Source organism: Streptomyces sp. NPDC050264, from assembly GCF_040655895.1.
GTDB lineage: Bacteria > Actinomycetota > Actinomycetes > Streptomycetales > Streptomycetaceae > Streptomyces.
The window spans coordinates 149,249-174,414 of sequence record NZ_JBFAKV010000023.1 but is presented as its reverse complement, the minus strand read 5'-3'; the positions used below and the strand labels follow the sequence as shown (position 1 = coordinate 174,414).

18 protein-coding genes and 1 pseudogene are annotated in these 25,166 nt (G+C 71.7%); 11 read left to right on the top strand and 8 right to left on the bottom strand.

What is annotated here, in order from left to right:
- The first annotated feature begins 38 nt into the window (after nt 1-38).
- Nucleotides 39-1,067 carry a hypothetical protein gene (locus AB0J02_RS33325; protein WP_363197561.1) on the top strand — a complete coding sequence of 343 codons (1,029 nt, stop codon included), beginning with the start codon at nt 39-41 and terminating at the stop codon, nt 1,065-1,067.
- Between the two features lie 59 nt (nt 1,068-1,126).
- On the opposite strand, the gene ccrA is transcribed toward AB0J02_RS33325, so the two are convergent.
- A complete protein-coding gene (gene ccrA, locus AB0J02_RS33320) occupies nt 1,127-2,452 on the bottom strand; it encodes a crotonyl-CoA carboxylase/reductase (protein WP_363197543.1) in 1,326 nt (441 codons plus the stop codon).
- A 381-nt stretch (nt 2,453-2,833) separates the two neighbouring features.
- Here ccrA and AB0J02_RS33315 point away from each other — a divergent pair, with 381 nt between their 5' ends.
- Nucleotides 2,834-3,817, top strand: a complete 984-nt coding sequence (locus AB0J02_RS33315; RefSeq protein WP_363197542.1) for an acyl-CoA desaturase — start codon at nt 2,834-2,836, stop codon at nt 3,815-3,817.
- A 43-nt stretch (nt 3,818-3,860) separates the two neighbouring features.
- Here the strand turns inward: AB0J02_RS33315 and AB0J02_RS33310 are convergent, their stop codons facing one another.
- From AB0J02_RS33310 to AB0J02_RS33300, 3 genes are all read right to left on the bottom strand, one after another.
- On the bottom strand, nt 3,861-4,910 hold the full coding sequence (locus AB0J02_RS33310; protein WP_363197541.1) for an alpha/beta hydrolase family protein: 1,050 nt from the start codon (nt 4,908-4,910) through the stop codon (nt 3,861-3,863).
- A gap of 141 nt (nt 4,911-5,051) precedes the next feature.
- A complete protein-coding gene (locus tag AB0J02_RS33305; RefSeq protein WP_363197540.1) occupies nt 5,052-9,074 on the bottom strand; it encodes a beta-ketoacyl synthase N-terminal-like domain-containing protein in 4,023 nt (1,340 codons plus the stop codon).
- Nucleotides 9,071-10,852, bottom strand: coding sequence for a fatty acyl-AMP ligase (locus AB0J02_RS33300; RefSeq protein WP_363197539.1), 1,782 nt, complete (start codon nt 10,850-10,852; stop codon nt 9,071-9,073). Before AB0J02_RS33300 ends, AB0J02_RS33305 begins: the two co-directional genes overlap by 4 nt.
- 258 nt (nt 10,853-11,110) lie before the next feature.
- Here AB0J02_RS33300 and AB0J02_RS33295 point away from each other — a divergent pair, with 258 nt between their 5' ends.
- The 4 genes from AB0J02_RS33295 to AB0J02_RS33280 all read left to right on the top strand — a co-directional run bounded on the left by AB0J02_RS33295 (nt 11,111) and on the right by AB0J02_RS33280 (nt 16,051).
- Nucleotides 11,111-12,598 (top strand): MFS transporter, encoded by a 1,488-nt coding sequence (locus AB0J02_RS33295; protein WP_363197538.1) that lies wholly within the window; start codon nt 11,111-11,113, stop codon nt 12,596-12,598.
- A 234-nt stretch (nt 12,599-12,832) separates the two neighbouring features.
- Nucleotides 12,833-14,125 (top strand): lipase family protein, encoded by a 1,293-nt coding sequence (locus tag AB0J02_RS33290; protein WP_363197537.1) that lies wholly within the window; start codon nt 12,833-12,835, stop codon nt 14,123-14,125.
- 179 nt (nt 14,126-14,304) lie between these two features.
- Complete coding sequence (locus AB0J02_RS33285) at nt 14,305-15,555, top strand: helix-turn-helix domain-containing protein (RefSeq protein ID WP_363197536.1); 1,251 nt, start codon at nt 14,305-14,307, stop codon at nt 15,553-15,555.
- A gap of 73 nt (nt 15,556-15,628) precedes the next feature.
- A complete protein-coding gene (locus tag AB0J02_RS33280; protein WP_363197535.1) occupies nt 15,629-16,051 on the top strand; it encodes a lipocalin-like domain-containing protein in 423 nt (140 codons plus the stop codon).
- A gap of 44 nt (nt 16,052-16,095) precedes the next feature.
- Here the strand turns inward: AB0J02_RS33280 and AB0J02_RS33275 are convergent, their stop codons facing one another.
- The 3 genes from AB0J02_RS33275 to AB0J02_RS33265 all read right to left on the bottom strand — a co-directional run bounded on the left by AB0J02_RS33275 (nt 16,096) and on the right by AB0J02_RS33265 (nt 19,531).
- On the bottom strand, nt 16,096-17,595 hold the full coding sequence (locus AB0J02_RS33275; protein ID WP_363197534.1) for an alpha/beta hydrolase domain-containing protein: 1,500 nt from the start codon (nt 17,593-17,595) through the stop codon (nt 16,096-16,098).
- A gap of 269 nt (nt 17,596-17,864) precedes the next feature.
- Nucleotides 17,865-19,010 carry an adenylate cyclase regulatory domain-containing protein gene (locus AB0J02_RS33270; RefSeq protein ID WP_363197560.1) on the bottom strand — a complete coding sequence of 382 codons (1,146 nt, stop codon included), beginning with the start codon at nt 19,008-19,010 and terminating at the stop codon, nt 17,865-17,867.
- Nucleotides 19,011-19,081: 71 nt separating this feature from the next.
- On the bottom strand, nt 19,082-19,531 hold the full coding sequence (locus AB0J02_RS33265; RefSeq protein WP_363197533.1) for a universal stress protein: 450 nt from the start codon (nt 19,529-19,531) through the stop codon (nt 19,082-19,084).
- Between the two features lie 362 nt (nt 19,532-19,893).
- Between AB0J02_RS33265 and AB0J02_RS33260 the strand changes: the two genes are divergently transcribed.
- The 4 genes and pseudogenes from AB0J02_RS33260 to AB0J02_RS33245 all read left to right on the top strand — a co-directional run bounded on the left by AB0J02_RS33260 (nt 19,894) and on the right by AB0J02_RS33245 (nt 24,423).
- The gene (locus AB0J02_RS33260; protein ID WP_363197532.1) at nt 19,894-20,361 is read left to right on the top strand and encodes a subtilase-type protease inhibitor; all 468 of its coding nucleotides are present in this window, start codon (nt 19,894-19,896) and stop codon (nt 20,359-20,361) included.
- 326 nt (nt 20,362-20,687) lie between these two features.
- The gene (locus tag AB0J02_RS33255) at nt 20,688-22,172 is read left to right on the top strand and encodes an alpha/beta hydrolase (protein WP_363197531.1); all 1,485 of its coding nucleotides are present in this window, start codon (nt 20,688-20,690) and stop codon (nt 22,170-22,172) included.
- Nucleotides 22,173-22,279: 107 nt separating this feature from the next.
- A pseudogene (locus AB0J02_RS33250) lies at nt 22,280-23,203 on the top strand (LysR family transcriptional regulator).
- A gap of 269 nt (nt 23,204-23,472) precedes the next feature.
- Complete coding sequence (locus tag AB0J02_RS33245; RefSeq protein ID WP_363197530.1) at nt 23,473-24,423, top strand: DUF389 domain-containing protein; 951 nt, start codon at nt 23,473-23,475, stop codon at nt 24,421-24,423.
- 44 nt (nt 24,424-24,467) lie between these two features.
- Here AB0J02_RS33245 and AB0J02_RS33240 read toward each other — a convergent pair whose 3' ends face one another.
- Nucleotides 24,468-24,938, bottom strand: coding sequence for a hypothetical protein (locus tag AB0J02_RS33240; RefSeq protein WP_363197529.1), 471 nt, complete (start codon nt 24,936-24,938; stop codon nt 24,468-24,470).
- 1 nt (nt 24,939) lies between these two features.
- Here AB0J02_RS33240 and AB0J02_RS33235 point away from each other — a divergent pair, with 1 nt between their 5' ends.
- Nucleotides 24,940-25,119 (top strand): glycoside hydrolase family 3 C-terminal domain-containing protein, encoded by a 180-nt coding sequence (locus tag AB0J02_RS33235; RefSeq protein ID WP_363197528.1) that lies wholly within the window; start codon nt 24,940-24,942, stop codon nt 25,117-25,119.
- The last annotated feature ends 47 nt before the right edge of the window (nt 25,120-25,166 follow it).

Here is a 25,166-nt window from a genome sequence, read left to right as displayed (position 1 = left end):
GCCTCTATGTTCGAGCCTCCGACAGAAAGGTCAGACGCATGCGAGCCAAAGGCATCTGCTACGACACCGGCTTCGTCCGCAACGGCAGCAACTCTCGGGAGCACTTCGATCCCGATCTGGTCGAGAAGGAGCTGACCATCATTCGCGATGATCTCCACTGCAACGCCGTTCACATCACCGGAGGCGACCCGGAGCGCCTGGAGGTCACCGCTCGCTGCGCCGCCCGGCTCGGACTGGAGATCTGGTTCTCGCCATACCCGTTGGACCTGACGGCCGACGAGATCCTCACACTGCTCGTCGACTGCGCGGAGCGTGCCGAGCGACTCCGTACGCAGGGGGCCGAGGTCGTGTTCATCACGGGCGCTGAGCTGAGCGTCATGAACCATGGGTTCCTCGAAGGCGGCAGCACCGATGAGCGACTCGCCTGGCTGCTGGGCGACCCGGCCCGTCGGCCCGAGCGATTCGCCGCGGTCGGCAATCGCCTCAACGCTTTTCTCCGTGAAGCCGTCGCGGCGGTCCGCGAACGCTTTCACGGCAAGGTCTCCTACGCGGCTATCCAGTTCGAAGCAGTCGACTGGGACCTGTTCGACTTCACCACCTTCGAACTCATCCGGTCCGCGGAGGTGGCCGACCGATTCCGAGACGCCGTGCGCAGCCTCGTCGCACAGCCCAAACCGGTCGCCATCACCGGCTTCGGCACCGCCACCTGGCGCGGCGCAGGAGACGTCGCACCTCGCAGCATGGAAATCCTCGAAACCGACGCGGTCACCGGCGCTCCGCTGCGCTTGACCGGACTGTACGAGCGCGACGAGGCCGGCCAAGCGGCCTACCTGCGCGAGCTGTTGGAAATCTTCGACAGCGAGGGCGTCGACAGCGCCTTCGTCTTCCTCTTCGCGCTCTACAACCTGCCCCACCGCCCCGACGGAGATCCCCGGGACGACCTCGACCTCGCCAGCCTCGGCATCGTCAAGGTCCTCGAAGACCGCCGCGGCGACACCTACCCCGACCTGCCCTGGGAGCCCAAGGCGGCCTTCGCCGCCATCGCCGACCACTACCGCAACGGTTGACGGCGATGTGCGGGGCGGATTCAAGGGCGGTCGCCCGCCGCCATGACGGCCCCGTCCGGTCAGGGACGGGCGAGCAACGGCGCGACGGCGTTGCCGCCGAGCTGTTCGCGCCGCTCCGGGTCGGTGACCCCGAGGCCGGCGGCGGGGGCCAGGGCGAGGACGCCGACCTTTCCCGCGTGGCGGTTGCGCTGGACCAGCCGCGCCGCCTCCGCGGTCTCCGTCAGCGGATACGTCACGGAGAGAGCCGACCGCAGCTGCCCGAGGCTCAACAGCCGGTTGACCTCGGCCTGTTCCTCCAGGTTGGCGCCGTGGCTGCCGATGACCCGCTTGAGGCGCATCCAGAGGTAGCGGTTGTCGAACTCGTGGAGGTAGCCCGTGCTCGACCCGCAGGTGACCACCGTGCCGCCGCGTCTGACCACGAACACCGACACCCCGAACGTGGCACGCCCCACATGCTCGAAGACGATGTGGGGGTCCTCGCCCACCGTGCTCCTGATGAGTCTGCCGAGGCGTTTTCCGACCGCGTTCGGGTCCGCGGGCTCGTTGCCCGTCAGCCCGATCTCCTCGCGGTTGATGACGACATGGCACCCGAGGGCGCGGGCCCGCTCCGCCTTCTCCTCGCTGCTGACCACGCCGACCGCGATGCCGCCGCCACCCCGGACCAGCTGTGAGGCGTAGGCGCCGAGACCGCCGGCGGCACCCCAGATCAGCACGATGTCGCCCTGCTTCATACGGGCGCCCCGGTCGCTGACCAGCATGCGGTACGCCGTGCCCGCGCACAGCGGGTTGGCGGCGGCCTCCTCCCAGGTCAGATGGGCGGGTTTGGGCAGCACCTGACTCGCGCGGGCCACGCAATAGTGCCCGAGGCCGCCGAAGTTCGTCTCGAAACCCCAGGCCAGCTGTCCCGCGCCGAGCATGCCGTCGGCGTGGGTCGCCGGGTCCTCCTCGTCCACGTACGCCGTGGTGATGACGACCTCGTCGCCGACCTTCCAGCGGCGTACCCCGGACCCGGCGCGGACGACGATCCCGGCCGCGTCCGAGCCGAGGGCGTGGAAGGGCTGGTCGTGCCGCGCCGCCCAGCGGTCACTCGAGCCGAAGTGCTTGAGGAACGTGAACGTCGGGATCGGCTCGAACATGGCGGACCACACCGTGTTGTAGTTGATGCCACTGGCCAGCACCGCCACCAGCACCTCGTCCGGGGCCAGTTCGGGCATCGGGACGTCGCCGACGTGGATCGACTTGCGGACGTCCTTGTCCGCGACGCCGGCGAAGCTGCCGACGTCCTCGACCCGCAGGTGCGCCGCGGTGTACTCCGCCGGCACGGGTAACCGCTCCAGTTCCTGCGGGGCGGCGCCGGCGACGACTGCCTGGGCGAGCGGGTCCATGAGGTACTCCCTTGTCTCTGGTGTCTCCGGTGTCTTCGTGCGGCGCCACCGCGGATCGCGAGGCGCGTCCGGCGGAGCACGCACCTGGGGGCGCAGGGGTGGAAGGAGTCCTAAGGGTGCGGTGCGATTCCTTTCGCCAACAAGGGAATCGGGAGTTATTCGCCTCGATCGCCAATCGGGGGCCGAGGGGTCATCACATACGGACAGCGCCGCGGGTCCGTGCCGCGGCGCTGTCAGTTGGGTGAGGACCCGTCCGTTCCAACTGCGCGGCTGATGCGTAGAACCGGAAGCGGCCACCTCCGTAGTGTCCCGCTCACTTGCTCAGCCACCCGTTCCACGAAACTCGCTCACCCGCCCGTTCCACGAAAGGTGACACCTCTGATGGCACAGTCGCAGACGGCCCCGGGGTCCGACGCCGCCTGGGGCGAACGCATGGGCACGTCCGACCGCGTCGTCGTGGGGGTCTTCGTCGGTGTCCCCTTCGTCGCGGTGATCGCGTCCGTCGTGGTCCTCTGGGGATGGGGCGTCACCTGGCACGATCTGGTGATCGGCGCGGTGCTGTACGCGGTCGCCGTGCACGGCATCACCATCGGCTACCACCGCCTCTTCACCCACAAGGCGTTCCGTGCGGCCAGGCCCCTGAAGATCGCGCTCGCCGTGGCCGGTTCGCTCGCCGTCGAGGGCGATCCGATCACCTGGTGCGCCGACCACCGACGTCACCACCAGTTCTCGGACCGGCCGGGCGACCCCCACTCACCGTGGCGGTTCGGCACCTCCGTGCGGGCCCTGCTGAAGGGCATGGCCTGGGCCCACGTGGGCTGGACGTTCAACAACGAGAAGACCAACCAGCGCAGGTACGTGCCCGACCTGCTCGCCGATCCCGATCTGGTCCTGGTGGGCCGCCTGCAGCCGCTGATCGTGCTGTTCTCCTTCGGCGCGCCCGCCGTCGCCGGAGGGTTGTGGGGCGACGGGGCCTGGGACGCGGGCGCCGCCTGGTCGGCGTTCTTCTGGGCCGGGCTGGTGCGCATCGGCCTGCTGCACCACGTCACCTGGTCGATCAACTCGATCTGCCACATGAGCGGTGACCGCCCCTTCCGCTCCCGCGACCGCTCGGGCAACGTCTGGTGGCTGGCGCCCCTCTCCGGCGGCGAGGCGTGGCACAACCTGCATCACGCCGACCCCACGTCCGCGCGCCACGGTGTGCTGCGCGGACAGATCGACTCCAGCGCCCGGCTTATCCGGGTCTTCGAAGCGCTGTCCTGGGCGCGCGATGTCCGCTGGCCCGACGAGCGGCGGCTCGCGGCGAGGGCCGTCGACGCCGACGGCCTCTTTCACGCGCGACGCGGGCGGAGGCCGGTCCGCTGAGCGCGTGACCGGTCTCCGCCACCGCGGCGTCCTGCCCGCGACGTCAGCCGGACAGGCCCAGCCCTGCCGCCAGCGTCGGCCAGGAGGCGGTGAACTCCTTCTGCCAGGACGACCAGGCGTGCGAGCCGCCGCTGTAGTAGTGGACCTGCGCCGGTACGCCCAGCTCGGCGAGGTGGTCGGTGAACCGGTGGGCCTGGTTCCACAGGGTGCCCTCCAGGATCGCGCCCTGCAGATTGCCGAAGTCGCTGCTCGGCACCCCGGAGCCCTGCGAGATGTACAGCCGGGTCCCCGCCAGCCGCGCCGCCTGTGCGTAGGGGTTGTGCTCGTTCCAGATGTTCCGGTTGAGCACGTAACTGCCCCACAGCGTGAGCGGCAGCTCCAACTCCCGGGCGACGATCGCGTTCACCACCGTCGGCATCCCGATCGACGTCGTGTCGAGCACCCCGCTGTACGAGGCGGCGGCCCCGAACGTACCGGGGTGCCGGGCGGCGAACGCCAGCGCTCCGTAGCCGCCGGTCGAGACGCCCGCGACGGCCCGGGTGGAGCCGGCACGGTAGTTCGCCCGCAGGAGCTGCATCACCTCCTCGACCTGGAACGTCTCGTAGTCCCTGGAAGAACCGATGCCGTAGTTCCACCAGCTGGTCGGGATGCCCGTGGACCCCGACGACGGCATCACGGTGATGACGTCCTTGTCGGCGAGGAAACCCTCGACGTCCGTCTCCCGCGTCCAGGACGTGTAGTCGTCGTGCGCTCCCTGGAGCAAGTACAGGACAGGCCAGGTCCGTTCGGGCTGTGCGGCGAAAGCGGCGGGGAGGATGACGCGGACGGGGAGCTGGGCGCCGACCGCCGGTGAGTCGACGGTGAGGTCGACGGTCCGCGCGTCGAGCCACTTCTCCGCGACGATCCTGGCGCCGTCGGCGGCTGTGGCGGTCGCGCTCACGCCGGGCGTGGCGCTCAGGGCGGCGGGCGCGCCGACGAGGCCGCCCGTGGTGAGGAGGGCGGCGGTGGTGAACGCGGCGAGGCCCGCTCGCGAAGTTCTGAAGAGACGGGCCGGGGCGGCGGGACGTGATGACGGTGGTGTCGGTCGGGGCATGGGGCGACTCCTCATCTCGTGATGTCGTGTGTGCTGCGTGGGGTGGCGTCGTACGGCTCCGCCCGAGCGGTGTCGGGGCGGCCGGCTACTCCTGTACACGGGGCGCCCCGTACGCCGTGACGCGTATGGGGCGCCCCGGGGTCATGCGCCGCGCAGGTCCCGCGTGAGCAGCTCCGCGAGCGTGTCGACCACGGGCGGGTCGAGCAGGGCCAGGTGATGACCCGGCAGCGGGGTGACCGTCAGGTCGCCGCAGTGGGCGTTCCAGCCCAGCGACTCGTCGGTGCGCTCGTAGCGGGGATCGCGCACGGTGTGCGGGGCCGGTTCGCTCGCCCGGTACAGGAAGGTCCGGCCGCCGTACGCGCCCGGCACATGGCGTTCACCGCTGCACAGGTCGAGGTACGAGGTGCGCTGGTGTTCCAGGACGGCGGGCGGCAGGTCCACGGTCTGCTCCAGGACCTTGAGGACGAGATCGACCTGTCCGGTGTCGTCAAGGCCGGCGAGTTCCTCGTAGGGGAGCGGCATGGCCGAGCCGTAGGTGCGTTCCACGTGGGCGGCGAAGCCCGCGAACCGGCGTCGGGCCGCCTCGCGCGGGGTGAGGCCGCCGGGCAGGGGCAGCGGCAGCACCGAGTCGATGAGGACGAGCGCGGACACCTGGCCGCGCTCCGACAGCAGCCGGGCCGTCTCCTGGGCGACCACACCGCCGTACGACCAACCGCCCACCAGCCAGGGCCCGTCGGGTTCCACCTCGATGATCCGGCGTGTGAACTCCCGCGCGCGGGCGGTCACGTCGGGGAGTTCCGGCAGCCGGTCGAGACCGTGGACGCGCCGCTGCCCCGCCAGTCGCCGTGCGAGCCGCCCGTACACCTCCGACGATCCGCCCGCCGCGTGCGCGAGGAAGAGCGGTGTGCCGGGCCCCTCGCCGTCGAAGACGCGGAGCCTGCCCGGGACGCCCCTGTCGCCGTCCCGCGGGACCGGCAGGGCGGGCGGGGCAGCGTCGGGCGGCGTGTCCGGAAGGAGCGCGGCGACGCCCCGGAGCGTGCCCTGCCGCAGGAGTACGCCCGCTTCGACCACAGTGGCGAACTCCTGCTCGACGGCGGTCCTGATCCGTACCGCGGTCAGCGAGTCGAGGCCCAGGTCGGTCAGGGCCGTGTCCGGGTCCAGGCGCTCCGGGCTGTAGCCCATCACCCCGGCCACGCAGGCGCGGAGCCGGTCCAGTACGCCGGTACCGGAGGGCTGGACGGCCGCCGCCGTGGTCTCGGCCGGGGCCGGCTCCTCTCCGGCCCAGAAACGCCGGTGACGCCAGCGGGGCGACGGGACGTCGACGACGCGGCCGCCCGGCGGCGGTCCACCGGCTGTCCGCACCCCGTGGACGAGGAGCGACGCCCGGGAGATGTGGAAGGTGAGAGCGTCGTCCGTGTCGCGGCGCAGCGTCTCCAGTACGAGTGCGTCGCCCGCCTCCGCGTGCCGCAGTGTCTCCAGGAGCGGGTGCAACTGGGTTGGATGCGGCGCCACTTCGACGAAAACCCGGTGGCCGTCCTGCGCGGCCGCGGCCACCGCCTGGGCGAACCGCACCGGCCTGCGGAGATTGGCCGCCCAGTAGGCCGTGCCGTGCTCCGCCGGCGCTCGGGGGTCGTCCAGCACCGTCGAGTAGTGCGGGCAGCGGGGCGGAGCGTGCTCCACGGCTCCCACCTCGTCCGCGAACCGGTCGAGCAGCGGATCGACGGCGGGGGAGTGCCCGGCGGCCGTGACCCGCATCGACCGTGCGAAGCCCCCCTCCTCACCGATACGGGCGACGAGCCTGTTCACGTCGTCCGCGCTGCCTGTCACCACGCTCTGGGCGGGGGAGGAGTGCACGGCCACCTGGAGACTGGGGAACTCACGGGCCAGTTCGGCGACGGTGTCGCCCGAGCGGTCCACCACCGCCATCGCGCCGCCCGCGAGCGAAGCCAGCAACCGCGAGCGGACCGCGACGATCCGGGCGCCGGCCGCCGCGTCCAGGGCCCCGGACACGACCGCCGCGGCGATCTCGCCCAGGGAGTGCCCGATCACCGCGGCGGGCTCGAAGCCGTACGAGCGCCACAGCTCGGCGAGCGCCACCTGGAGCCCGTACAGGACGGGCATGACGACCGCGGGGGACGAGAGATCGGCGTCGGGCTCCAGGCCCGCGAGGAGCGAGATCCCTGCCTGGTCCAGCAGGAGCGGCTCCATCCTCTCGACGGCGGCGGCGAACCGCGGTTCGGCGTCGAGGAGCGCGCGGCCCATGCCGGGCCACTGCGAGCCGTAGCCGGAGAACACCCACACCGGGCCGGGCCCGCCGGCGTCCCGGTCGGCGGTGATCAGCCGCGGATGCGGATCCCCGGTGGCGAACCGGGCGAGTGCCGTGGCCAGGTACTTCGGGGAGTCGGCGAGGACCGCGGCCCGGCGCCGGCCGTGGCCGACGCGTCCCGCGAGTGTGCGGGCCACGTCGGCGGGGCGGGCACGGGCGCCCGAGGGACGGGCCAGCCACTGGGCCAACTCACCCGCGTACGAACGCAGCCGGTCGTCGGTGTGCGCGTCCCACAGGATGAGGGACGGCGACCGCCCGGACCGCGCAGGGCGCCGGCTCCGCGCCTTCTTCCGGTGCTCGGTGAGGACGACGTGGGCGTTGGTCCCGCCGAACCCGAACGCCGAGACGCCCGCGGTCGCCGTGCCCGAGTAGCGCGGCCAAGGCTCGGGCTCCGTCACCACGCGCAGGCCGAGCGCCTCCAGGTCGGCGTGCGGACCCGGCGCGGTGAAGTGCAGCTGCGGCGGGATCTCGCCGTGATGCAGCGCGAGTACGGTCTTGATGAACCCGGCGATGCCCGCCGCGGCCTCCAGATGCCCGAGGTTCGTCTTGGCCGAGCCGATGAGCAGCGGCCGGTCGGCGGCGCGCCCCCGGCCCGCACCGAGCGCCGCGCCCAGCGCGCCCGCCTCGATGGGGTCGCCCAGCGCGGTGCCCGTGCCGTGCGCCTCGACATAGTCGACCGTCGTGGGATCGGCGTGCGCCTCGGCCAGTACGGCGCGCTGCGCCTCGGAGTTGGGCGCGGTCAGGCCGTTGGAGCGGCCGTCGGAGTTCACCGCGGATCCTGTGACGACGGCGAGGATCCGGTCGCCGTCCCGCTCGGCGTCCGCGAGCCGCTTCAGGACGACGACGCCGCACCCCTCACCTCGTACGATGCCGTCGGCCGCTCGGTCGAACGCCTTGCACCGGCCGTCCGGGGCGAGCGCCCCGGCCCGTTGGAACCCGTAGGTGATGGACGGGGACAGCAGCAGGTTGACGCCCGCGGCCAGGACGGTGTCGCTCTCGCCCGTGGCGAGGCTGCGCACCCCGTGGTGCACCGCGACCAGCGACGAGGAACAGGCCGTGTCGAGCGCCATGCTGGGCCCGCGCAGATCCAGCATGTACGAGAGGCGGCCCGCCGCGACGCTCAGTGCCGCGCCCGGCGGGGTCCAGGCATCGACGGAACGCGGGTCGGCGGTCGTGAGATGGGCGTACTCGTTGCCGCTGATGCCGACGAAGACGCCGGTGCGGGTCCCGGCGAGCGCGGCGGCGGGGATCGCCGCGTGGTCCAGCGCCTCCCGCGCCACTTCGAGGAGCAGTCGCTGTTGCGGGTCCATCGCGGTGGCCTCGTGGGCGCCGATGCCGAAGAACTCGGCGTCGAACCCGGCCACGTCGTCGAGGAACGCGCCGTGCCGGCTGATGCCTTCGGGCAGGTCGGACTCGGCCGCGAAGCCGGCCCACCGATCCTCGGGCACGGTCCCCACGGCGTCCCGCCCCTCGCCCAGCAGCCGCCAGTAGTCCGCCGCCGATGTGACCCCGCCCGGCAGGCGGCAGCCGATCCCGACGACCGCGACCGGCACGGGCCCGGTGGGCGCTGCCGCCGACGGCGGTGGTGCCGGTGTCTCCTCCTCGCGGAGCACCCGTTCCACGAGGGCGCCGATGGTGGGTGTCTCCCAGAGCAGCGTGGCGGGCAGCCGTCTGTCCACCAGGTCGCCGAGGACGGCGGTGAGCGCGACGGCGTCGCGGGAGGTCAGACCGAGTTCGGCCAGCGGCCGGTCGTCGCGCACGTCGCCCTCGGCCAGGTCGTACCAGGACCGCAACCGCTCGACGACGACCGCCCGCACCTCCTGTGCGCCGGGGCTCACCGGTGGTCCGTCGGTTCGAAGTCACCCTCGATGAAGCGCTGTCGGCTCGCGGCGCGGGAGACCTTGCCGCTGGAGGTGCGCGGAACCGTGCCGGGCGCCACGAGCAGGAGCCGGGACAGGCGCAGACCGTGGCGCGCGGAGACGGCGGCGCGTGCCGCGCGCTCCGTGTCGGCGCGGGCGGCGGGATCGTCGGCGGCGCCCTCGAAGCCGCGGCGGAGCTCCGCGACCACCACGAGGTCGTCCTCGCCCGAGCCGTCCGCGCGCGGTACGCAGAACGCTGCCAGCCGGTCGCGACGCAGTATGCCGACGGCGGACTGCACGGTCTCCTCGACGTCCTGCGGGTAATGGTTGCGGCCGTCCACGATGATCAGGTCCTTGAGTCGGCCGGTGACGATCAGCCTCCCCTCGTGCAGCGCGCCGAGATCGCCGGTGCGCAGCCAGCCGGTCTCCTCGTCCGGGGCCCCGGGGGCGCGCACGTTGAAGACCTCGGCGGACAGGCCCGCCCGCTTCCAGTAGCCGAGGCCGATGTTGGGCCCGCGCACCTGGATCTCGCCGACCTCGCCCGCGGGAAGCGACCGGCCGGTGGCGCGGTCCGCGATGCGCAGCTCCTGGCCGGCGGGCTCGCCACAGGTGCTGAGGCGGACCGCTGTCGGATCGGCGGGGTGGCACGGCGTCACGCGGCCCGCGGTGAGCGCGCCCGCGTCGCAGGACACCGTGAGCGGGGCCGCGGTGTACGCGTCGTTGGTCACGAAGACGGTGGCCTCGGCCAGACCGTAGGACGGGCAGTGCGCCTCCCGCGCGAGCCCGGCTCTCCCGAAGGTCTCGTGGAAACGGTCCACGGTCGCGGGGCGCACCGGCTCACTGCCGTTGATCAGCACCTTGACGCGGTCCAGGCGCAGTTCATCGATCGCGTCGGCATCGTCGTCGGCGGCGGCGCGCGAAGTGCAGTAGTCGTACGCGAAGTTGGGCGCTGCGCTGATCGTCCCGGGGTACGAGCCGAGCAACCGCAGCCAGCGCAGCGGATCCGCCAGGAAGGCGACGGGGTCCATCAGCACGGACGGGAATCCGCCCACGACGGGCGCCGCGACGCTGAGGACGAGCCCCATGTCGTGGAAGAGCGGCAGCCAGCCGACCGTGGTGCTTGCAGTCGTCCGCGCCCCGAACGCGTCGAGGGCCTGCTGCGCGTTGGCGACGACATTCGCGTGGCTGATCATCACCCCGGCCGGGCTGCGGGTGGAGCCCGAGGTGTACTGGAGGTAGGCGATGTCCTGCGGGTCGGGGCGCGGCATGACGGGGGCCGGGACGGGCGGCGTCCCGGCCGGTGCGTCGACGGCGATGACCGGCAGGGCGGGAAGCCCGTGCCCGGCCGTGAACACCTGGACGTCGGGAGCGGTCGCCGTGTCGGTGAGCAGACAGGCGGGCTCGCAGTCGTCGAGCACCCCCGCGAGCCGGCCCTGGTGGCCCGGCAGTTGCGGCCCGAACAGCGGCACGGCGATCACTCCGGCGTACAGGCAGCCGAGGAACGCCGCCGCGTAGTCGAGGCCCTGCGGGAGCAGCAGGGCGGCGCGGTCGCCCGGGCCCGCCGCTTCCGCCAGGCGTGCGGCGACGGCGCGGGCCTGTTGGTCGAGGCCGCGCCAGCCGAGCGTGCGGTGCAGCCCGGGGGAGTCGGCCGCGGGGAAGTCCACGTACGTGAAGGCGCGTTGCTGCGGGCGTTCGGCGGCCCAGTGCCGCAGGTGGTCGGTGAGCAACAGACCTTCGGATGGCTGAGCGGAAGTCATGGGAACTCCAGCTGGTCAGGCGTCGGGAACGGGGGGTGCGCGCCGGGGCGCGGAAAGGGGGACTGCCGACGGGGCATCAGGTTCCGCCGCGATGTGACTCATGAGTAAGACGGGACGCTGACAGTTCGAACCGCGCGAGCTGTCAGTCGAGTGACAAGCGGGGCGCGAGGATTCGGCGCTCAGACAGCAGTGGTGACCGGCCGGCGGCCCCGAGAATCGGATCCCGTCGTACGGACGGCGGGGGAGAGGACCGGGCCGGTGAGTCGCAGAAGGCTGCTCGCACTGCTGGCGCTGCTCGCCCTGGCGGGTTTCATCACGACCCTCGACAACACCGTCATCAACGTCGCCCTGCCGACGGTCCAGCGTGAACTCGGCCTGGACGTGGCCGACTTGGAGTGGGTCGCCAGCAGCTACGTGCTGGCTTTCGGGGCGCTCCTGCTGCCGGGCGGCCGGCTCACCGACCTGGTGGGCCGCCGTCCCGTCCTCGCGGCGGGCCTCGTCGTCTTCGTCGTCGCCTCCGCTGCCGCCGCCCTCGCCGACAGCGGAGGCACGCTCATCGCCGCACGCGCGGTGCAGGGTGTGGGGGCCGCCCTCGTGATCCCCGCCTCCCTCGCCGTCGTCGCCGCCGATCTGCCCGCACGCAGACAGGCGACGGCCGTCGGTCTGTGGACGGCCGCGCTGGCCGTCGCGCTCGCCCTCGGCCCCGTGGTCGGCGGGTTCGTCACCGAACACTGGGGCTGGAGCTGGGTGTTCCTGCTCAACGTCCCCTTCGGTCTGCTCGCCCTGTTGCTGGTACCCGCCGTCCCCGGGGCGCCCGGACACCCACGTCGCCCGTCGGCCTCCCTGCTCGACGTCCCCGGCATCCTGCTGTCGGCACTCGCGCTCTTCCTGCTCACGTACGGACTGGTGCGAGGCGGCGAACACAGTTTCAGCGATGGGCCCGTGGCCCTCTGTCTGGGCCTCGCGGCCGTGGCCGGGGTCGCCTTCCTCGTCGTCGAAACCCGGTCCCGGACGCCGCTGCTGGAACTGAGGCTGCTGCGCGACAGGTCACTGAGCGGCGGCACGGCGGCCCAGGTCCTCTGGGGCATCGGCGTCAACGGCGTCTTCTTCTTCACCGCGCTCTACCTCCAGCGCGTCATCGGCTTCTCGCCCACGAAAGCGGGCCTGGCCTTCCTGCCACTGGCCGGCGCCCTCCTGGCGGTCACACCGTTCGCCGAACGCGCCGGGCGCGCCGTCGGGGTCCACCGCTCGATCGCGGCGGGCCTCGCCCTGGTGGCGGTGGGCCTCGTATACGTGTCGGGGACGGGCCTGCACGCCGGGTACTGGGACATCCAGCCAGGCCTGCTCCTCATCGGCGCCGGCTCCGCGCTCACCACCCCGCTGACGGTGCGTTCCCTCGCCGGCGTGCCCGCCGGGCGCACCGGGATGGCCTCCGGTCTCATCAGCGCGGCCCGCGAGGTGTCCGGGGTGTTCGGCGTCGTCCTCGTCGGCGTGGTCCTCACCCGCACCGAACGCACTGCGCTGCGGGACGGGGTCGCACCGCCCCGCGCCTTCCTGGACGGTTATGACAGCGGGTTGCGCCTGGCCGCCGCATGCGTCCTGGCCGGAGCCGTGGTCACCTGGGCGGCCCTGCGGCGCCCCGGGCGTCACCGGCGGCCGGCACGTCACCGGCGGTCCGCGAACGGCGGGGGAGCGGCGCGCGGGACGGCCGCCGATCGGATCGGGCAGGCTGCGCCGCGCCGCTGAACTCCGTTGCCACGTAATGCACTTGGGACGTACGACCTTCTGCTGACGCTCCCTTGTGTGACACGCACAGTTCCCGGCGGGGCAGGTGTGGTTCCGCTGACTATCCAGCTTCTGTTACCGCTGCGTAACTTCACGGCTACCACAACGGCCCACCGACCTCAGGGAGCACAGGTGCGCAGAGCAGTGAGACTCAGCAGATCAGGAACCGGCCGAGCAAGAGCGCGCAGCGCAGGAGTGATACGCGGCAGGCGGGCGATCGGTCCGCTGCTCGCCGTGGTCCTGGCGGGCGGCGCGCTGGGCATGCCCGCCACGACGGCCGGCGCGGCACCCCGCACCACCGCCGCCTGCGCCGCGAGCGACGCGGACATCTACCGGCCGCCCGCCGCCGCGGCCGGGACCCCGGGCAGCGTCATCGCCTGTCGGGCGACCGACCTGCCGCACGTGCCCGGCTCCATCCCCCTGCACGCGTGGAAGGTGCAGTACAGCTCCAAGGACAACGCGGGCGCCCCGGTCGCCGTGTCCGGCACGATCGCCGTACCCGACGCGGCCTGGAAGGGCGCCGGCAGCAGGCCGGTCGTCGCCTTCAACCCGGGCACGCTCGGGCTCGGGCCGCAGTGCGCCTTCTCCAAGCAACTCTCCGGGGCCTTCCAGGACGAGTACGAGGGCGACAACATCGCCGCGCTCCTCAAGGCCGGTTACGCGGTCGCGGCGACGGACGGCGCCGGCTACCTGGACGGCCAGACCCACCCGTACGTCTCCGGAGCCGACGCGGGACACGCGCTGCTCGACATCGTCCGCGCCGCGCCCGCCGTGCCGGGCACCGGTCTCGCCAAGGCCGCCCCGGTCGGCCTCTGGGGCTACTCCGAAGGCGGTGCGGCCAGCCTCTGGGCCGCACAGCTCGCAAGGTCCTACGCCCCGGAGCTCAACATCGTGGGCGACGCGTCGGGCGGTGTGCCGGGAGACCTGAAGGTGGTCGCCAACGGCCTGAACGGGGGCGCCTTCGCCGGGTTCCTCGCCGACGCGGTGATCGGCCTGGCGGCCTCCCACCCCGCCATGCCCTTCGACGAACTGCTCAACAGCGAGGGCCGGTCCGCCGTCGCCAAGGCCAAGTCGCTCTGCCTGGCCGGCACCGTCGCCGGATTCGTGGGGCAGAAACTGGAGAACTACACCGAGAAAGGGCTGTCGCTCGACCAGATCTACGCGCTCACCGGCACCGACGGCAAGACCTGGGGCCAGGTCATCGACGAGCAGAAACTCGGGACAGGCGTCGGCCGGAAGGGATCGGGCGCCCGCTACGAAGTCGGATTCCCCGTCCTGCAGTACCGCGGCATGCTCGAAGAGGTCATCCCCACCTCGACGGAGGACGCGACCCGCAGGGCGTACTGCAACGCAGGGATCACCACACAATGGAAGCTCTACCCGGGTGACCACCTGCTGACCGACCAGCAGGCCAAGGACGACGTGGTGAAGTGGCTCGGTGACCGCTTCGCCGGACGGCCCGAACTGGGCAGCTGCCTGCTGCCCTGAGAGTCGGTGCCCGGCAGGGAAGAGCCGCCCCGGCCCTTCCCGTTGTCCGCACCGGAGCGCTCGTTGTCACAGAAGTGACAACGAGCGGCTCCCGCTCTGTCCGCCCGCGACGGGGCCTCTCCAGCAATGCGGCGGTATCGTCTCCAGGCCCCTGTCCCCCCGCGCAGAGGGAAGCCCCCATGGTGATCGGATTACAGCCGCCGGCCGGTGACTTATCGGTCAACGGGTCCGCCGAAGCGACCTACGCCGCCTTCAAGGCGTTGCCCTCCGAACTCTCCACTCATCTCCAGCCGTTCGTCTCCGACGTGATCGAGGAGGTGGTGCGGGCCATCCGCACCACGATCGCCGAGTACGCCCGTCCCATGGACGACACGTACATGCATGTCGTGCACCGCGGCGTGAAACAGGCGCTCGTCGGCTTCCTGGACCGGATGGTCAGGCCCGACGCCGACTGGGAGCCCGTCAAGGCGACCTTCCAGAGCATCGGCAGGGGAGAGGCGACCGAAGGACGCAGCCTCGACTCGTTCCAGTCGGCGCTGCGCCTGGGCGCCCGGGTGACCTGGCACCGGGTCAGTGAACTCGTCGAGACGGGACAGCTGCCCAGCAGGGTCCTGGCGACCTTCGGCGAGGCGATGCTGCTGCACCTCGACGAGATGGCCGCGGCGACGACCACCGGGTACACCGAGGCCCGCCTCCACGCGGCGGGCGAACTCCAGCAGCGCAGGGCCCGGTTGATCGACCTGCTCACCGCCAGCCCGCCGGTCGCCGCCGAGGCCATCAGCGACCTCGCCCACACCGCACAGTGGCCCGTGCCGAGGGAACTCGCCATAGCGGTCACCGACCACGGCGGGGAGTCCGGCGCCGGGCGCCCGATCGTGCCGCCGGAATTCCTGGCCCGCTTCGACGTGCAACCGGGCATCGTCGTCATCCCCGACCCCGCGGGGCCCGGACGCGCCCGCGCGGTCGCCGCGGCGCTCCACGGGCTGCGGACGGCTGTCGGACCGACCGTCTCCCTGGACAGCGGCGCGCGGTCCCTGCGCTGGGCGACCGACACGCTGGAGCTGTCGCGGCGCGGCATCGTGCCGGGGACGGGGCTCACCCGTTGCGTGGACCACCTGGCGACCCTGCTCCTCTTCCGGGACGAGGCGTTGGTGGACGCGATCGCGGAGCGGCATCTGCTGCGGCTGGAGGAAGTGCGTTCCCCGCAGCGGGAACGTCTGGCCGAGACCCTGCTCTGCTGGCTGCGCTGCGGCCACAACGCCAGCGAGGTCGCCCACCGCCTGGCCGTCCACCCGCAGACGGTCCGCTACCGCCTGCGTCAGCTCGACGAGGTGTTCGGGGACCGGCTGCACGACCCGGCGACCCAGTTCGAGATGCAACTCGCTCTGCATGCGCGGGAGTTGCGGCGTGCCGCCGTCGCCGGAGCTTGACCCGGCCGAGCGCCGGCACACGAACATCCCGTGCGTCGCCCACCACCGCATCGCCCACCGCTGAGGAGTGGACATGGCAGATTCATCGACGGCGTTGTTGACCGGAGCCTGGGACCTGGTGAGTTTCGAGGTCCGGACAGCTGACGGCCAAGTGGAGCGTCCCTTCGGGGAGTGTCCGACCGGCCTCGGCATCTACACACCGCAGGGCCTCGTCGCCGCCCAGCTCATGGCGGAGCCGGATCTCGCGGCGGCCGATCCCAGAGCGAACGCACAGGCGCCTTTCCCCCGCTTCCTCGCGTACGCGGGCCGCTACCAGATAGATCCGGACTCCCGCACGGTCGAACACCACGTCGAGTGCAGCTTCGACCCCACCTGGGTCGGGCTGGTCCTCCGCCGCAGCTACGACCTGGACGGCGATGTGCTGACCCTCCGCCCGCCCACCCGGGCCGAGGGTCAGCCGGTCCTCGCGTGGCGCAGGCGCGAACCCTTCCTGTAGGCCTGTAGGCGGAGCCCGGAACGACCTCCGGGCCGGACGAGAGATCAGCCGCCGATGCCTGATTCCTGCGCGGCGGTGACGATCGCCGCCGCGTCCTCCGGCAGCAGGAATCCGGCGTTGACGGACGTCTGCGCGGCCGTGCGCACCTTGCCCACGTAGTCGGTGTGGGTCGGGTAGAGCCGGCTGAGCACCGGTTCCGCGGTGGCCGGGAAGAACGGGTCGGACGGGTCGCCGTCGTCGTGCCGGTCCCAGGCGTCGGCGTCGCCGTTCCACGGGTCGCGGGCGCCGTACAGGCCGCAGAAGACGCCACTGTCGGTGGTGTCGCGGGACCCGGTGAGCGTGCGGGTGGGCACCGTGACGTCCGGCAGCCGGACTCCGCCGACGGCCAGGCCGGTGGCCGGGTCACGCAGCACGGTGCTCAGCGTCTGCCCGCTCGGCGGCCGCGCACCACCGCGCGCCCAGCCGGCCAGGTGGCGCAGCGCCGCGTTCATCGCCCAGTGGCCGGGCCCGTCGTTGAAGGGGGCGGAACCCGCGGCGCAGTCGGCCGACGGTGCGGCCGAACCGGCCGACTTCCGCACGGTCGGGTCGCCGAGGTCGTAGGCCCACTGGTCGCCGTGCGCGGTGCCGGCCAGCTCCCAGTGCACGACGCTGTCGGTGTCCGGCTGCCGTGCGGACGCGGCGCCCGGCACGTCGGTCTCGGTCAGTACGACGAGCGTGGGCTGGGCCAGGTCGGTTCTGATCCGGGACGGGTTCGGCATCAGCAGGGTGTCGGCGAGCACGCCGCTGATCGGCGAGGCGATCGCACTGTTGCTGTGCACCATGAAGCCGTCGTAGACCTTGGACACCGGCTGGACGGCGTTGACGTACGTCGTCATGAAGCCCGCCGACTGGGACTCGCCGTCGGCGAGGAGCGTCCGGACCGGGAGCCCGCCGAGCGGATCGGGCCCGTTCGGGGCACGCAGCGCCTGGCCCGCCTGGGAGAAGATGTCGTAGGCGAAGGCGTCACCGGGGTGGACCAGGCTGCCGTACCGGGCCGGGTCCCAGCCCTTCAGGCCCTTGATCTCGCCCAGCCCGCCGTTGACCCCGACGGCCTGCGCCGAGACGCCGACCCAGGCATAGCCCTGGCGCAGCAGCTCGTCCCGCTCGAACCAGTAGTCCGGGGAGAGGTCGAGCTGGCCACTGACGTTGAGCCACTCCACGACCACCGTGCCGTTGAACTTCGCCGGGTCGGCGGGCCGGCGCACCAGCATGCGGCTCTTGTAGGCGGCGGTGCCGGACGCGCGGACGTTCCACCGGCCGTCCGAGGTCCACAGGCCGGACTTGGCGTACGACGTGGCGGTGCCCGAGATGAAGTACTCCTTCTCGGTGTAGCCGAACGAGCCGAGGTCCTCCGCCGCGGCGAGGAACGGGAAACCGTGGCTGCCCGCGGGCGGGACAGTGACCGTGGGACTCGCGGCCACGGCGCCGGCCGCCGCGGCGGGAGCGGTCAGCGGGGTGGCGACCAGAGCGCCACAGAGCAGCGCCCCCAGTGCGGTGGCGGTCATGGACCGCCGTAATAACTGAGCGAGTTTACGCACGAGTTGCCTCCATGAATGCGTGAACCAATGGGCTGAGACCGCAGTTTCGACGGACCGGGACGGTCTGCCATCGGCGAATTCACCGGTGTCCCAGGAGCGGTGACCGGAGACCGGTGACAGCCGCGAGTCGCCGCCATGGCCTTCTCTGCGAAGGCGCGGCTCTGCCCATTCTTCGGTCGGCAACCCGCCGGGTGGGGCAGCGTTTCGGCCGCCCCACCCAGCAGCTTTCACCGCATTTATCGGTGGGGGTGCGTTGTTGCCGACAGTCCCACGGGTCGAGCCGACCGCAGCAGGACGGGACGCAGTCTGCTGTAGCCGCGCACCGACACCGGGCGCAGCACCCTGAGGTCGAACGCTGCCGAGCCCGCCAGCTCACCGGCGAACGCCGTGTCGACCAACACGGTGTCGGGGCGGGCCACCGCGGTGAGCCGCGCCGCGATGTTCACCGCGGCTCCGTATACATCGCCGAAGCGGTTCAGGACCGCGCCGTGGGCCAGCCCCGTCCGCAGTTGCGGCAGGCTCGGTTCGCTCTGCGCGCGGGCGGTCAGTTCCAGTGCGATGGCAGCGGCCGCGGACGCCGACTCGCATACGAAGAGCACCTCGTCGCCGATGGTCTTCACCACCCGGCCCAGGCCCTCGGCGACGACGTCTCCGGTCAGGCTCTCGAACCGGTCGAGTACGCGGACGAGTTCGGCGCTGTCCAGTCCACGAGTCATCCGCGTGTAGCCGACCATGTCGGTGAAGCCGACGGCCAGATGACGGACGTCGGCCCCCTCGCCCGGTGGCCTCGGTGCGCCGCTCACCGTGGCGCCTGCCGCGATATTCCTTCCCGATCCCGATCCCGATCCCGATCCCGATGCCGATGCCGATGCCGATGCCGCGTCCGCATCCGGCCCCGATGTCTCATCCACCCCCGATCCCGGCCCTTGCTCCGGTCCGATGAGCGCGGTCTCCTCCGTCTCGGCGAGCATCCGCCCGGCATGCGCCGCGAGATGCCGGCGCCACACATGCCGCTGCAGCTGCTCCAACTCCGGTAGCAGGACCGCGGCATGGCCCATCAACGCCGCTCCGTCCCCAGGGGCTCCCGGGTCACGGTTCAGCCAGGCCCAGAGAGTGTGCATCTGCCATTCGGCGAGCCGGGACAGATGATGGCCCAAGGCGCGCGCCATCATCGTCTCGCTCTCCTCGGTGATGAGCCCGGCCTCGATGAGCCGTTCCCCCGCCCGCAGCGCTTCGACATCGGCGTCGGTGAACACCCGCGCGTCGTCGTCGACCACCGGAAACCCGAGCGCACGCCAGATCTGCGCCGAGCGCTCGGATTTCACCCCTGACCGCTCAGCGATGTCCCGTCTCGTCCAGGCGCGGCCGCCCCCGAGCAGCATCTCCTCGACGGCCCCGCGCAGTTCGTCGATGCCGGACGGGGCCGTTGTGTCCCGTGTCGGCTCCGCTGCGCTCATGTGGTGTGCACGATCAGCACGTCGAGCCCTGCCTTCCTGGCGATGTCGGCCGGCACCGAGCCGAGGATGCGTCCTGCGAGCGAGCGCAGTCCGCGGTTTCCGACGACGACCAGGTCGGCCGAACACTCCTGGGCGATCCGCACCAGCGCCGCGACCGGCTCGTCCTGCACCGCGACCGACCGAACGTCCACCGCGCCCTCCGCCAGGGCTCTGTCTCTTGCGGTACGCAGAGTGTCCTCGGCGGGCGCCGAGCCCACCACCTGATAAGCCTCGGGACCCAATTGGTCCTGAGCAACGGCGAGTTCGGGCCCCCGCATCGGAAGGTACGCGCAGGCGATCACGAGTTCGGCCTCGCAGGCGGCGGCGAGGCGGGCCGCACTGGTGACCGCGGCGAACGACGACTCGGAGCCGTCCGTACCGACCAGGACAGTCTGATAGCTGGCCAAGGCAATCCCCTTACCAAATAGTAAACTTACTAAGAAGTAAGGTAAAGGTGACCGGATCGCCGGGCAAGGTGTGAGACGTAGGGCGTGAGACGCAAGGCGTGAGTGAACTGCGTTCTGGTGTACCGCGGCCCCCACATTCAGGCCGATTGCCGAACGCGGGGTAATCGGCCAGGTGGCGTCCGACGGATCCCGGCTGTGGCCCGGTTCCGGAGCCCGCGCAGTCGACTTACGCTACTTCCTGCCACTGGTTCAATACTCAAAGTTACTGAAACGCGTGTGTCGCATGTGTGTTTTTGAGGCGGACTCAGCAGACTCGCGACTGCCGAATCCGGCACTTCGACCGAAGCGGAAGGATGCACACCATGCCGATCACCGCGCGCCTGGCCACAGCGATCACCCTCACGGCTACCGCCCTGTTGGGACCGCTGAGCGGTACTGCGCTCCCGTCCACCACCGCCCCGTCCACCACCGCCCCGGCCGCCACCACCCCGTCCACGACCTCCCTGTACGCCCCGTCCGCGCTCGTCCTGACGGTGGCGCACGGCGACTCCGCGGCGAGCGCGGCCCCCGATCGCGCGGTCACTCTGTCCTGCGCTCCCAAGCCTTCGGGGACCCACCCGTCCACCGCGCTCGCCTGTTCTCAAATCGCCGGTGTCGACGGCGACTTCGGCAAGTTGTCGATCGAGGAGGGTGCCGTCTGTACGCGCAAGTACGACCCCGTCACCGTCACCGCGCAGGGCGTCTGGCGAGGCACCCGCGTCGCGTACGAGCGCACCTTCGCCAATGAGTGCGTGAAGAGAACCGAGTCGATGGCCGTCTTCGCGTTCTGACCGAGCCGGATCCAGGGTCGGCGCCGCAGCCACGCGCTACCGCGCCGATCCGCCCGGCCCCGGCAGGCGATCCCTGCCGGGGCCGGGCGCGTAAGTGAGTCGCCGCCGCGCCCGACTGCTGCGCGGCGAATGTGGGGGGACGGGTACCAGCGGCGTCGCGACATTGCCCTGAGGGCACCCCTGGTTCAGCCCTGACGCGCCCCGGAGGGAACCCTGACAACTGCACCGGACGGCATACACCACGCCTAGCGTGGCCTCGACGCCCCGGCCGGGTCTGCACGTTCTCGACACGTCTCTCACGCCCTTTTCGTCAAGGAGGACGCTTGATGCTGTTCAGAGGCAGGCCCCCGGTTCGGAGTGCCACCGTGTGGAGTACGGCCGTGGTCGCGGCGGCCGCCATCGCCACCGTCGCCGGTCTCGCCGTCGCGCCCGATGCGGGGGCGGCCACGGGAAACGTCAGCGCGGTGCGGTGGGCTCCGTGCGACGCGCCGGACGAGCCCGGGGCGGAGTGCGCGACTCTCGAAGTGCCGGTCGACTGGGCACACCCGGACGGGCCGACGTTCGGTCTGGCCGTAGCGCGCCGCAAGGCCACCGACCCCGACGCACGTGTCGGGTCGATGGTGTTCGGCCCCGGTGGGCCCGGCGACTCCGGCGTTGATCGGGTGGTGGGCGGCATCAGCCGGTTCAGTCCCGAGGTCCGCCGCAGGTTCGACATCGTCAGTTTCGACCCGCGTGGTGTGGGCGAGAGCAATCCGGTGACGTGTTCCGGCGACCTGCTCGCCCAACGGCCATCAGCGGAGCTGGCGAACCAAGCGGAATTCGACGCAACTCTCCGCTACAACAGCCGACTTCGCGCCGACTGCCGGGCGCGCACCGGTCCCGTGTCCGATCACCTCGACAGCGCTCAGACGGTCCAGGATCTGGAGGCACTGAGGGCCGCCCTCGGTGAGGGTCAACTGACCTTCCACGGCAGTTCATACGGCACGCTGCTCGGCGCACAGTACGCCGAGACCTATCCGCGCCGGGTCCGCGCGATGGTGCTGGAGAGCGTGATCGATCACAGCGTCTCCAGCACGCGTGCCTTTCTTCAATCCGGGGCGGCCGCGGCGCAGGACTCGTTCGACGAGTTCGTCACGTGGTGTGCCGGCCACTCGAGTTGTGCGCTGCACGGTCGCGACATCCGTACGATCTGGCAGGGGCTGCTGGACCGTGCGCACCGCGGCGAGCTGGAAAATCCCGCCAAGCCGGGAGCCGCACTCTCGCAGGCCGACCTGGTCAACAAGGTTGCCTTGAGACCGTTCTACGGCGCCGACTACGCAAGCCTGGCGACGGCCATCGCCGGGTTGCAGGCGAGCAGCCCGCTCCCCGCCTCTCCCACCTCGGCGTCACCGCTTCCGCCGGCGACCCCCGTCTTCTGCGCGGACTGGCACCTGCCGGTGCGCGACTACCGGGAGTACACCGCACTCGTCGGCGTGATGAACAGGACCGCACCCGACCTGCCACGCCTCCTCCCGATCCAGATGGTGGCGTCCTGCCTGGGCGCCCCGACCACCAACCCCCAGCACCGTCTGACGGCCCGCGGCACCCCGCCGATCCTGCTGTCCAACGCCCTCCACGACCCTGCCACCGGCTACCCGTGGGCGGCCTCCGTGGCTCGGCAACTGGGCCGCAGCGGTGTGCTCCTCACCTACGAGGGACAGGGGCACGGCAGCGTCACCAGCGGCCCCTGCATGGAGCAAGCCGTCAACGACTACCTCATCGACCTGACGGTGCCACCACGCGGCACCCGTTGCCCGGCCACGTCGTCCTGAGGATGCCGACTCCCGGCAGCAGCCCCGCGTGGTGCTGCCGGGAGTCGGCAGCACGCGTGCCGCGTCAGTTCGGCGTGGCCTTGTGCGCGGATCGGACTTTCGCGGATGTGTCACTGACCGCTCAGCGCGTCTTCCGCGCCTTGGCAGAACGGGAACCTTCACCGCGGCTGCCGCGTCGCTGGGCTGCACCCAGTCGGCGGTGTCCCGGCAGGTCGTCGCGATCGAGCGGGCCGCAGGCACGGAGCTGCTGGAGCGGCGATGCGACGGAGCACGGCGCACCGCCGCCGGCCGCGTCGTCATGCGCCGTGCGACGACCGTGTCCGACGAGATCGACGCCACCGCGCGGGAACTGTCCGGTCTGCCGGAGCAGACCGGGACGGTTCGGGTGGGCTGGTTCCCCAACGCCGGCACTGTCCTGCTGCCCCGGGCCCTGGCGGCACTGCGGCGCACGGGCCCCAGCCTTCAGGTGGTCGGCCGGGAGGGCGGCCCCCCGGCACTGGTGCGCGCCCTGCGCGCCGGCAGCCTCGACCTGGCCCTGCTCGCGTCGGCGCCGCCGTTCCGGCCGCCGGACACCGAGGCGCCCCCGCTCGCGCTGCAGATCCTCACCGAGCGCGCACTCTGCCTGGCGGTGCCCGCCACCCGTCCACTCGCCCGCGGCGACTCCGTGGACGGGGCCGACCTGCGCGGGCAGCGCTGGATCTTCCTCGGGTGAGGACCGCCTGACGGGCGTCCGGCCCGGGCTGGACGAGCGGCCCGAGATCGTTCACACCGCCCGGGACCGGCTAGCCGAGCTCTCACCCGTCGCCGCCGGCTGCGGGCTGACCACCGTTCCCGCGGCCCTCACCGCCGCCGCGCGCCCGGGCGTGCGCATTCTCCCGGTCCGTGGCGGCCCCCAGGAGCAGCGGCGCCTGCTCCTGGCCCGGCTTCCCCGCCCGCCCACCGAGCCGGTCACCCGGGTGGCGGCCGCCCTCAGCGCAGCCGTCCTCGATTCCGACACACCCACCCCTGATCCCACTCCGCCATCCTCGTGACGACAGGCTTCCGTCGTGTCGGCGGCCGGGACGCATACCACGAGTGTGGCCGTGACTGCGATGAAGAGAGCAGTGGCGGCAGGTACACACCTGCGGTTGTCCATTGCCTGCAGACGATCTTGACACGCCCGGGACACGACCCGCGAACCGTGGGTCCAGGCGAGCAGGCTCCCAGCTCCGTACGATCCCCGCCGGCCGCCCGACACTCCGTTCCTCGCACCCTGCATCCACCAGCCCCCGACAGGAGCCGAGCCGGTTACGGTACGCGGATGTTGCATCTGCGTTTGATCGTCCCGGCCGAGAAGACGGACGCCGTGGTGTGCCTGATTGAGAGCACAGTCGGCACCACGCACCTGGCGGTGCTGCCGGGCGCGGCCCGTGACCCGGTCGGTGACGTCGTGATGTGCGATGTCGCCCGGGAGGCCGGCGACGAACTCATCGACAAACTAAGGACGTTGGAGATCGACCAGACGGGTTCGATCGCCGTCGAGAACATCGACCTGTCGCTGTCGCTGCGCGCCGAAAAGGCGGAGGAGGCGGCGCCGGGCGAGGGTGCGGACGCTGTGCTGTGGGAACACCTGAGGGACTTCACGCACGAGGAGTCGACGCTCACTGTCACCTATGTGGCGTTCCTCGTCATCGCCACGATGATCGCGGCGTGCGGCGTCGTGCTGGACAACGCCGTTCTGATCGTGGGCGCGATGGCGGTCGGCCCGGAGTTCGGTCCGCTCGCGGGGGTCTGTACGGCTCTGGTGCAGCGGGCCCCGCGGCTTGCGCTGCGCTCACTGATCGCGCTGCTCGTCGGGTTCGCGGCTGCGATGGTGGTGTCGGTGGGCTTCAGCTGTTTCATGGACGCGGTGGGGCTGTTCAGCGAAGGCCAGCTGGAGGGGGAGCGCCCCAACACCGGGTTCGTCTATGCGCCCGACTGGTTCTCCTTCGTGGTCGCCGTGCTCGCGGGCGCGGCCGGCACGCTCTCCCTCACGTCGGCGAAGTCGGGCGCGCTGGTGGGGGTGGCGATCTCGGTGACCACGGTACCGGCGGCGGCGAACGCCGCGGTGGCCCTCAGCTACGGCGACATGACCCAGACCTGGGGCTCCACTCAGCAGCTTCTGCTGAACCTGCTGGGCATCGTCCTGGCCGGTACGTGCACGCTCCTCGCCCAGAAGTTCTTCTGGTCCAAGCAGCGTGAACGAACTGGTAGGAGGTCCCAAGTGCGGTGACCCGCTGGTGACTTCATAACGTCAGCCGGGCGAAGGGCGGGGCGCTACAGCCCCTCGCCGTCGGCCGCGATGCTGCTCATGAGGCGGTTCGGATGCGAACGCATCACGGCGACCAGGTCGAAGGAGCGCCCAGCGGCCAGCCACTGCAGCCGTAGTCCCGCGTCGAGCGCGGCGCACTCCCGGGCGATGTTTTCGTGGTCGAGCCCCGCCTTGAGTTCACCCGACTTCGCGCCGGCGCCGAGCCGGTCCGCGAGTTCGCGTACGCCTTTCTCCTGCCATTGCGAGAAGAAGTCGTGCGCGGGGTGGTCGGGAGCGGTGGCCTCGGCGCCCACCATGACAGCGAGTTCCAGGATCCCCGGCATGTTCAGCGACTCGGCGGTGTCATCCAGGTGGCATCGGAAGGCGTCCCGTACCGAGTCGGAAACGCGGACCCATTGCTCGTCGAGCTGCTCGTGCCAGTACTGCACCACCGCCGGCCCCGACCGCCTGGGCCAGATCCTCACCCTGCTCGACACCGTGCCCACCATCGTCGCCCTCCACCTCGAACGGCCCGCCGTCATCTCCGAGACCGCCGATCGCTGCGCAGCCCTGCTCGCCGCCTACGGCGCCGGCGATCGGGCACTGCTCGACGTCCTGTTCGGCCGGTCCGCACCCGAGGGCACGCTGCCCTTCCAAAGAACGCCGAGCAGACCCTGACCGACCGGGAGTACTACCCCCAGGCAATCGAACAGGCTGTACGCCAC

What these genes read in the sequence shown, in the direction of transcription:
- AB0J02_RS33325 (WP_363197561.1), top strand. Translation starts at nt 39, where the DNA reads ATGCGAGCCAAAGGCATCTGCTACGACACCGGCTTCGTCCGCAACGGC.
- ccrA (WP_363197543.1), bottom strand. Translation starts at nt 2,452, where the DNA reads ATGGACCCGCTCGCCCAGGCAGTCGTCGCCGGCGCCGCCCCGCAGGAA.
- AB0J02_RS33315 (WP_363197542.1), top strand. Translation starts at nt 2,834, where the DNA reads ATGGCACAGTCGCAGACGGCCCCGGGGTCCGACGCCGCCTGGGGCGAA.
- AB0J02_RS33310 (WP_363197541.1), bottom strand. Translation starts at nt 4,910, where the DNA reads ATGCCCCGACCGACACCACCGTCATCACGTCCCGCCGCCCCGGCCCGT.
- AB0J02_RS33300 (WP_363197539.1), bottom strand. Translation starts at nt 10,852, where the DNA reads ATGACTTCCGCTCAGCCATCCGAAGGTCTGTTGCTCACCGACCACCTG.
- AB0J02_RS33285 (WP_363197536.1), top strand. Translation starts at nt 14,305, where the DNA reads ATGGTGATCGGATTACAGCCGCCGGCCGGTGACTTATCGGTCAACGGG.
- AB0J02_RS33280 (WP_363197535.1), top strand. Translation starts at nt 15,629, where the DNA reads ATGGCAGATTCATCGACGGCGTTGTTGACCGGAGCCTGGGACCTGGTG.
- AB0J02_RS33275 (WP_363197534.1), bottom strand. Translation starts at nt 17,595, where the DNA reads ATGACCGCCACCGCACTGGGGGCGCTGCTCTGTGGCGCTCTGGTCGCC.
- AB0J02_RS33270 (WP_363197560.1), bottom strand. Translation starts at nt 19,010, where the DNA reads ATGCTGCTCGGGGGCGGCCGCGCCTGGACGAGACGGGACATCGCTGAG.
- AB0J02_RS33260 (WP_363197532.1), top strand. Translation starts at nt 19,894, where the DNA reads ATGCCGATCACCGCGCGCCTGGCCACAGCGATCACCCTCACGGCTACC.
- AB0J02_RS33255 (WP_363197531.1), top strand. Translation starts at nt 20,688, where the DNA reads ATGCTGTTCAGAGGCAGGCCCCCGGTTCGGAGTGCCACCGTGTGGAGT.
- AB0J02_RS33245 (WP_363197530.1), top strand. Translation starts at nt 23,473, where the DNA reads ATGTTGCATCTGCGTTTGATCGTCCCGGCCGAGAAGACGGACGCCGTG.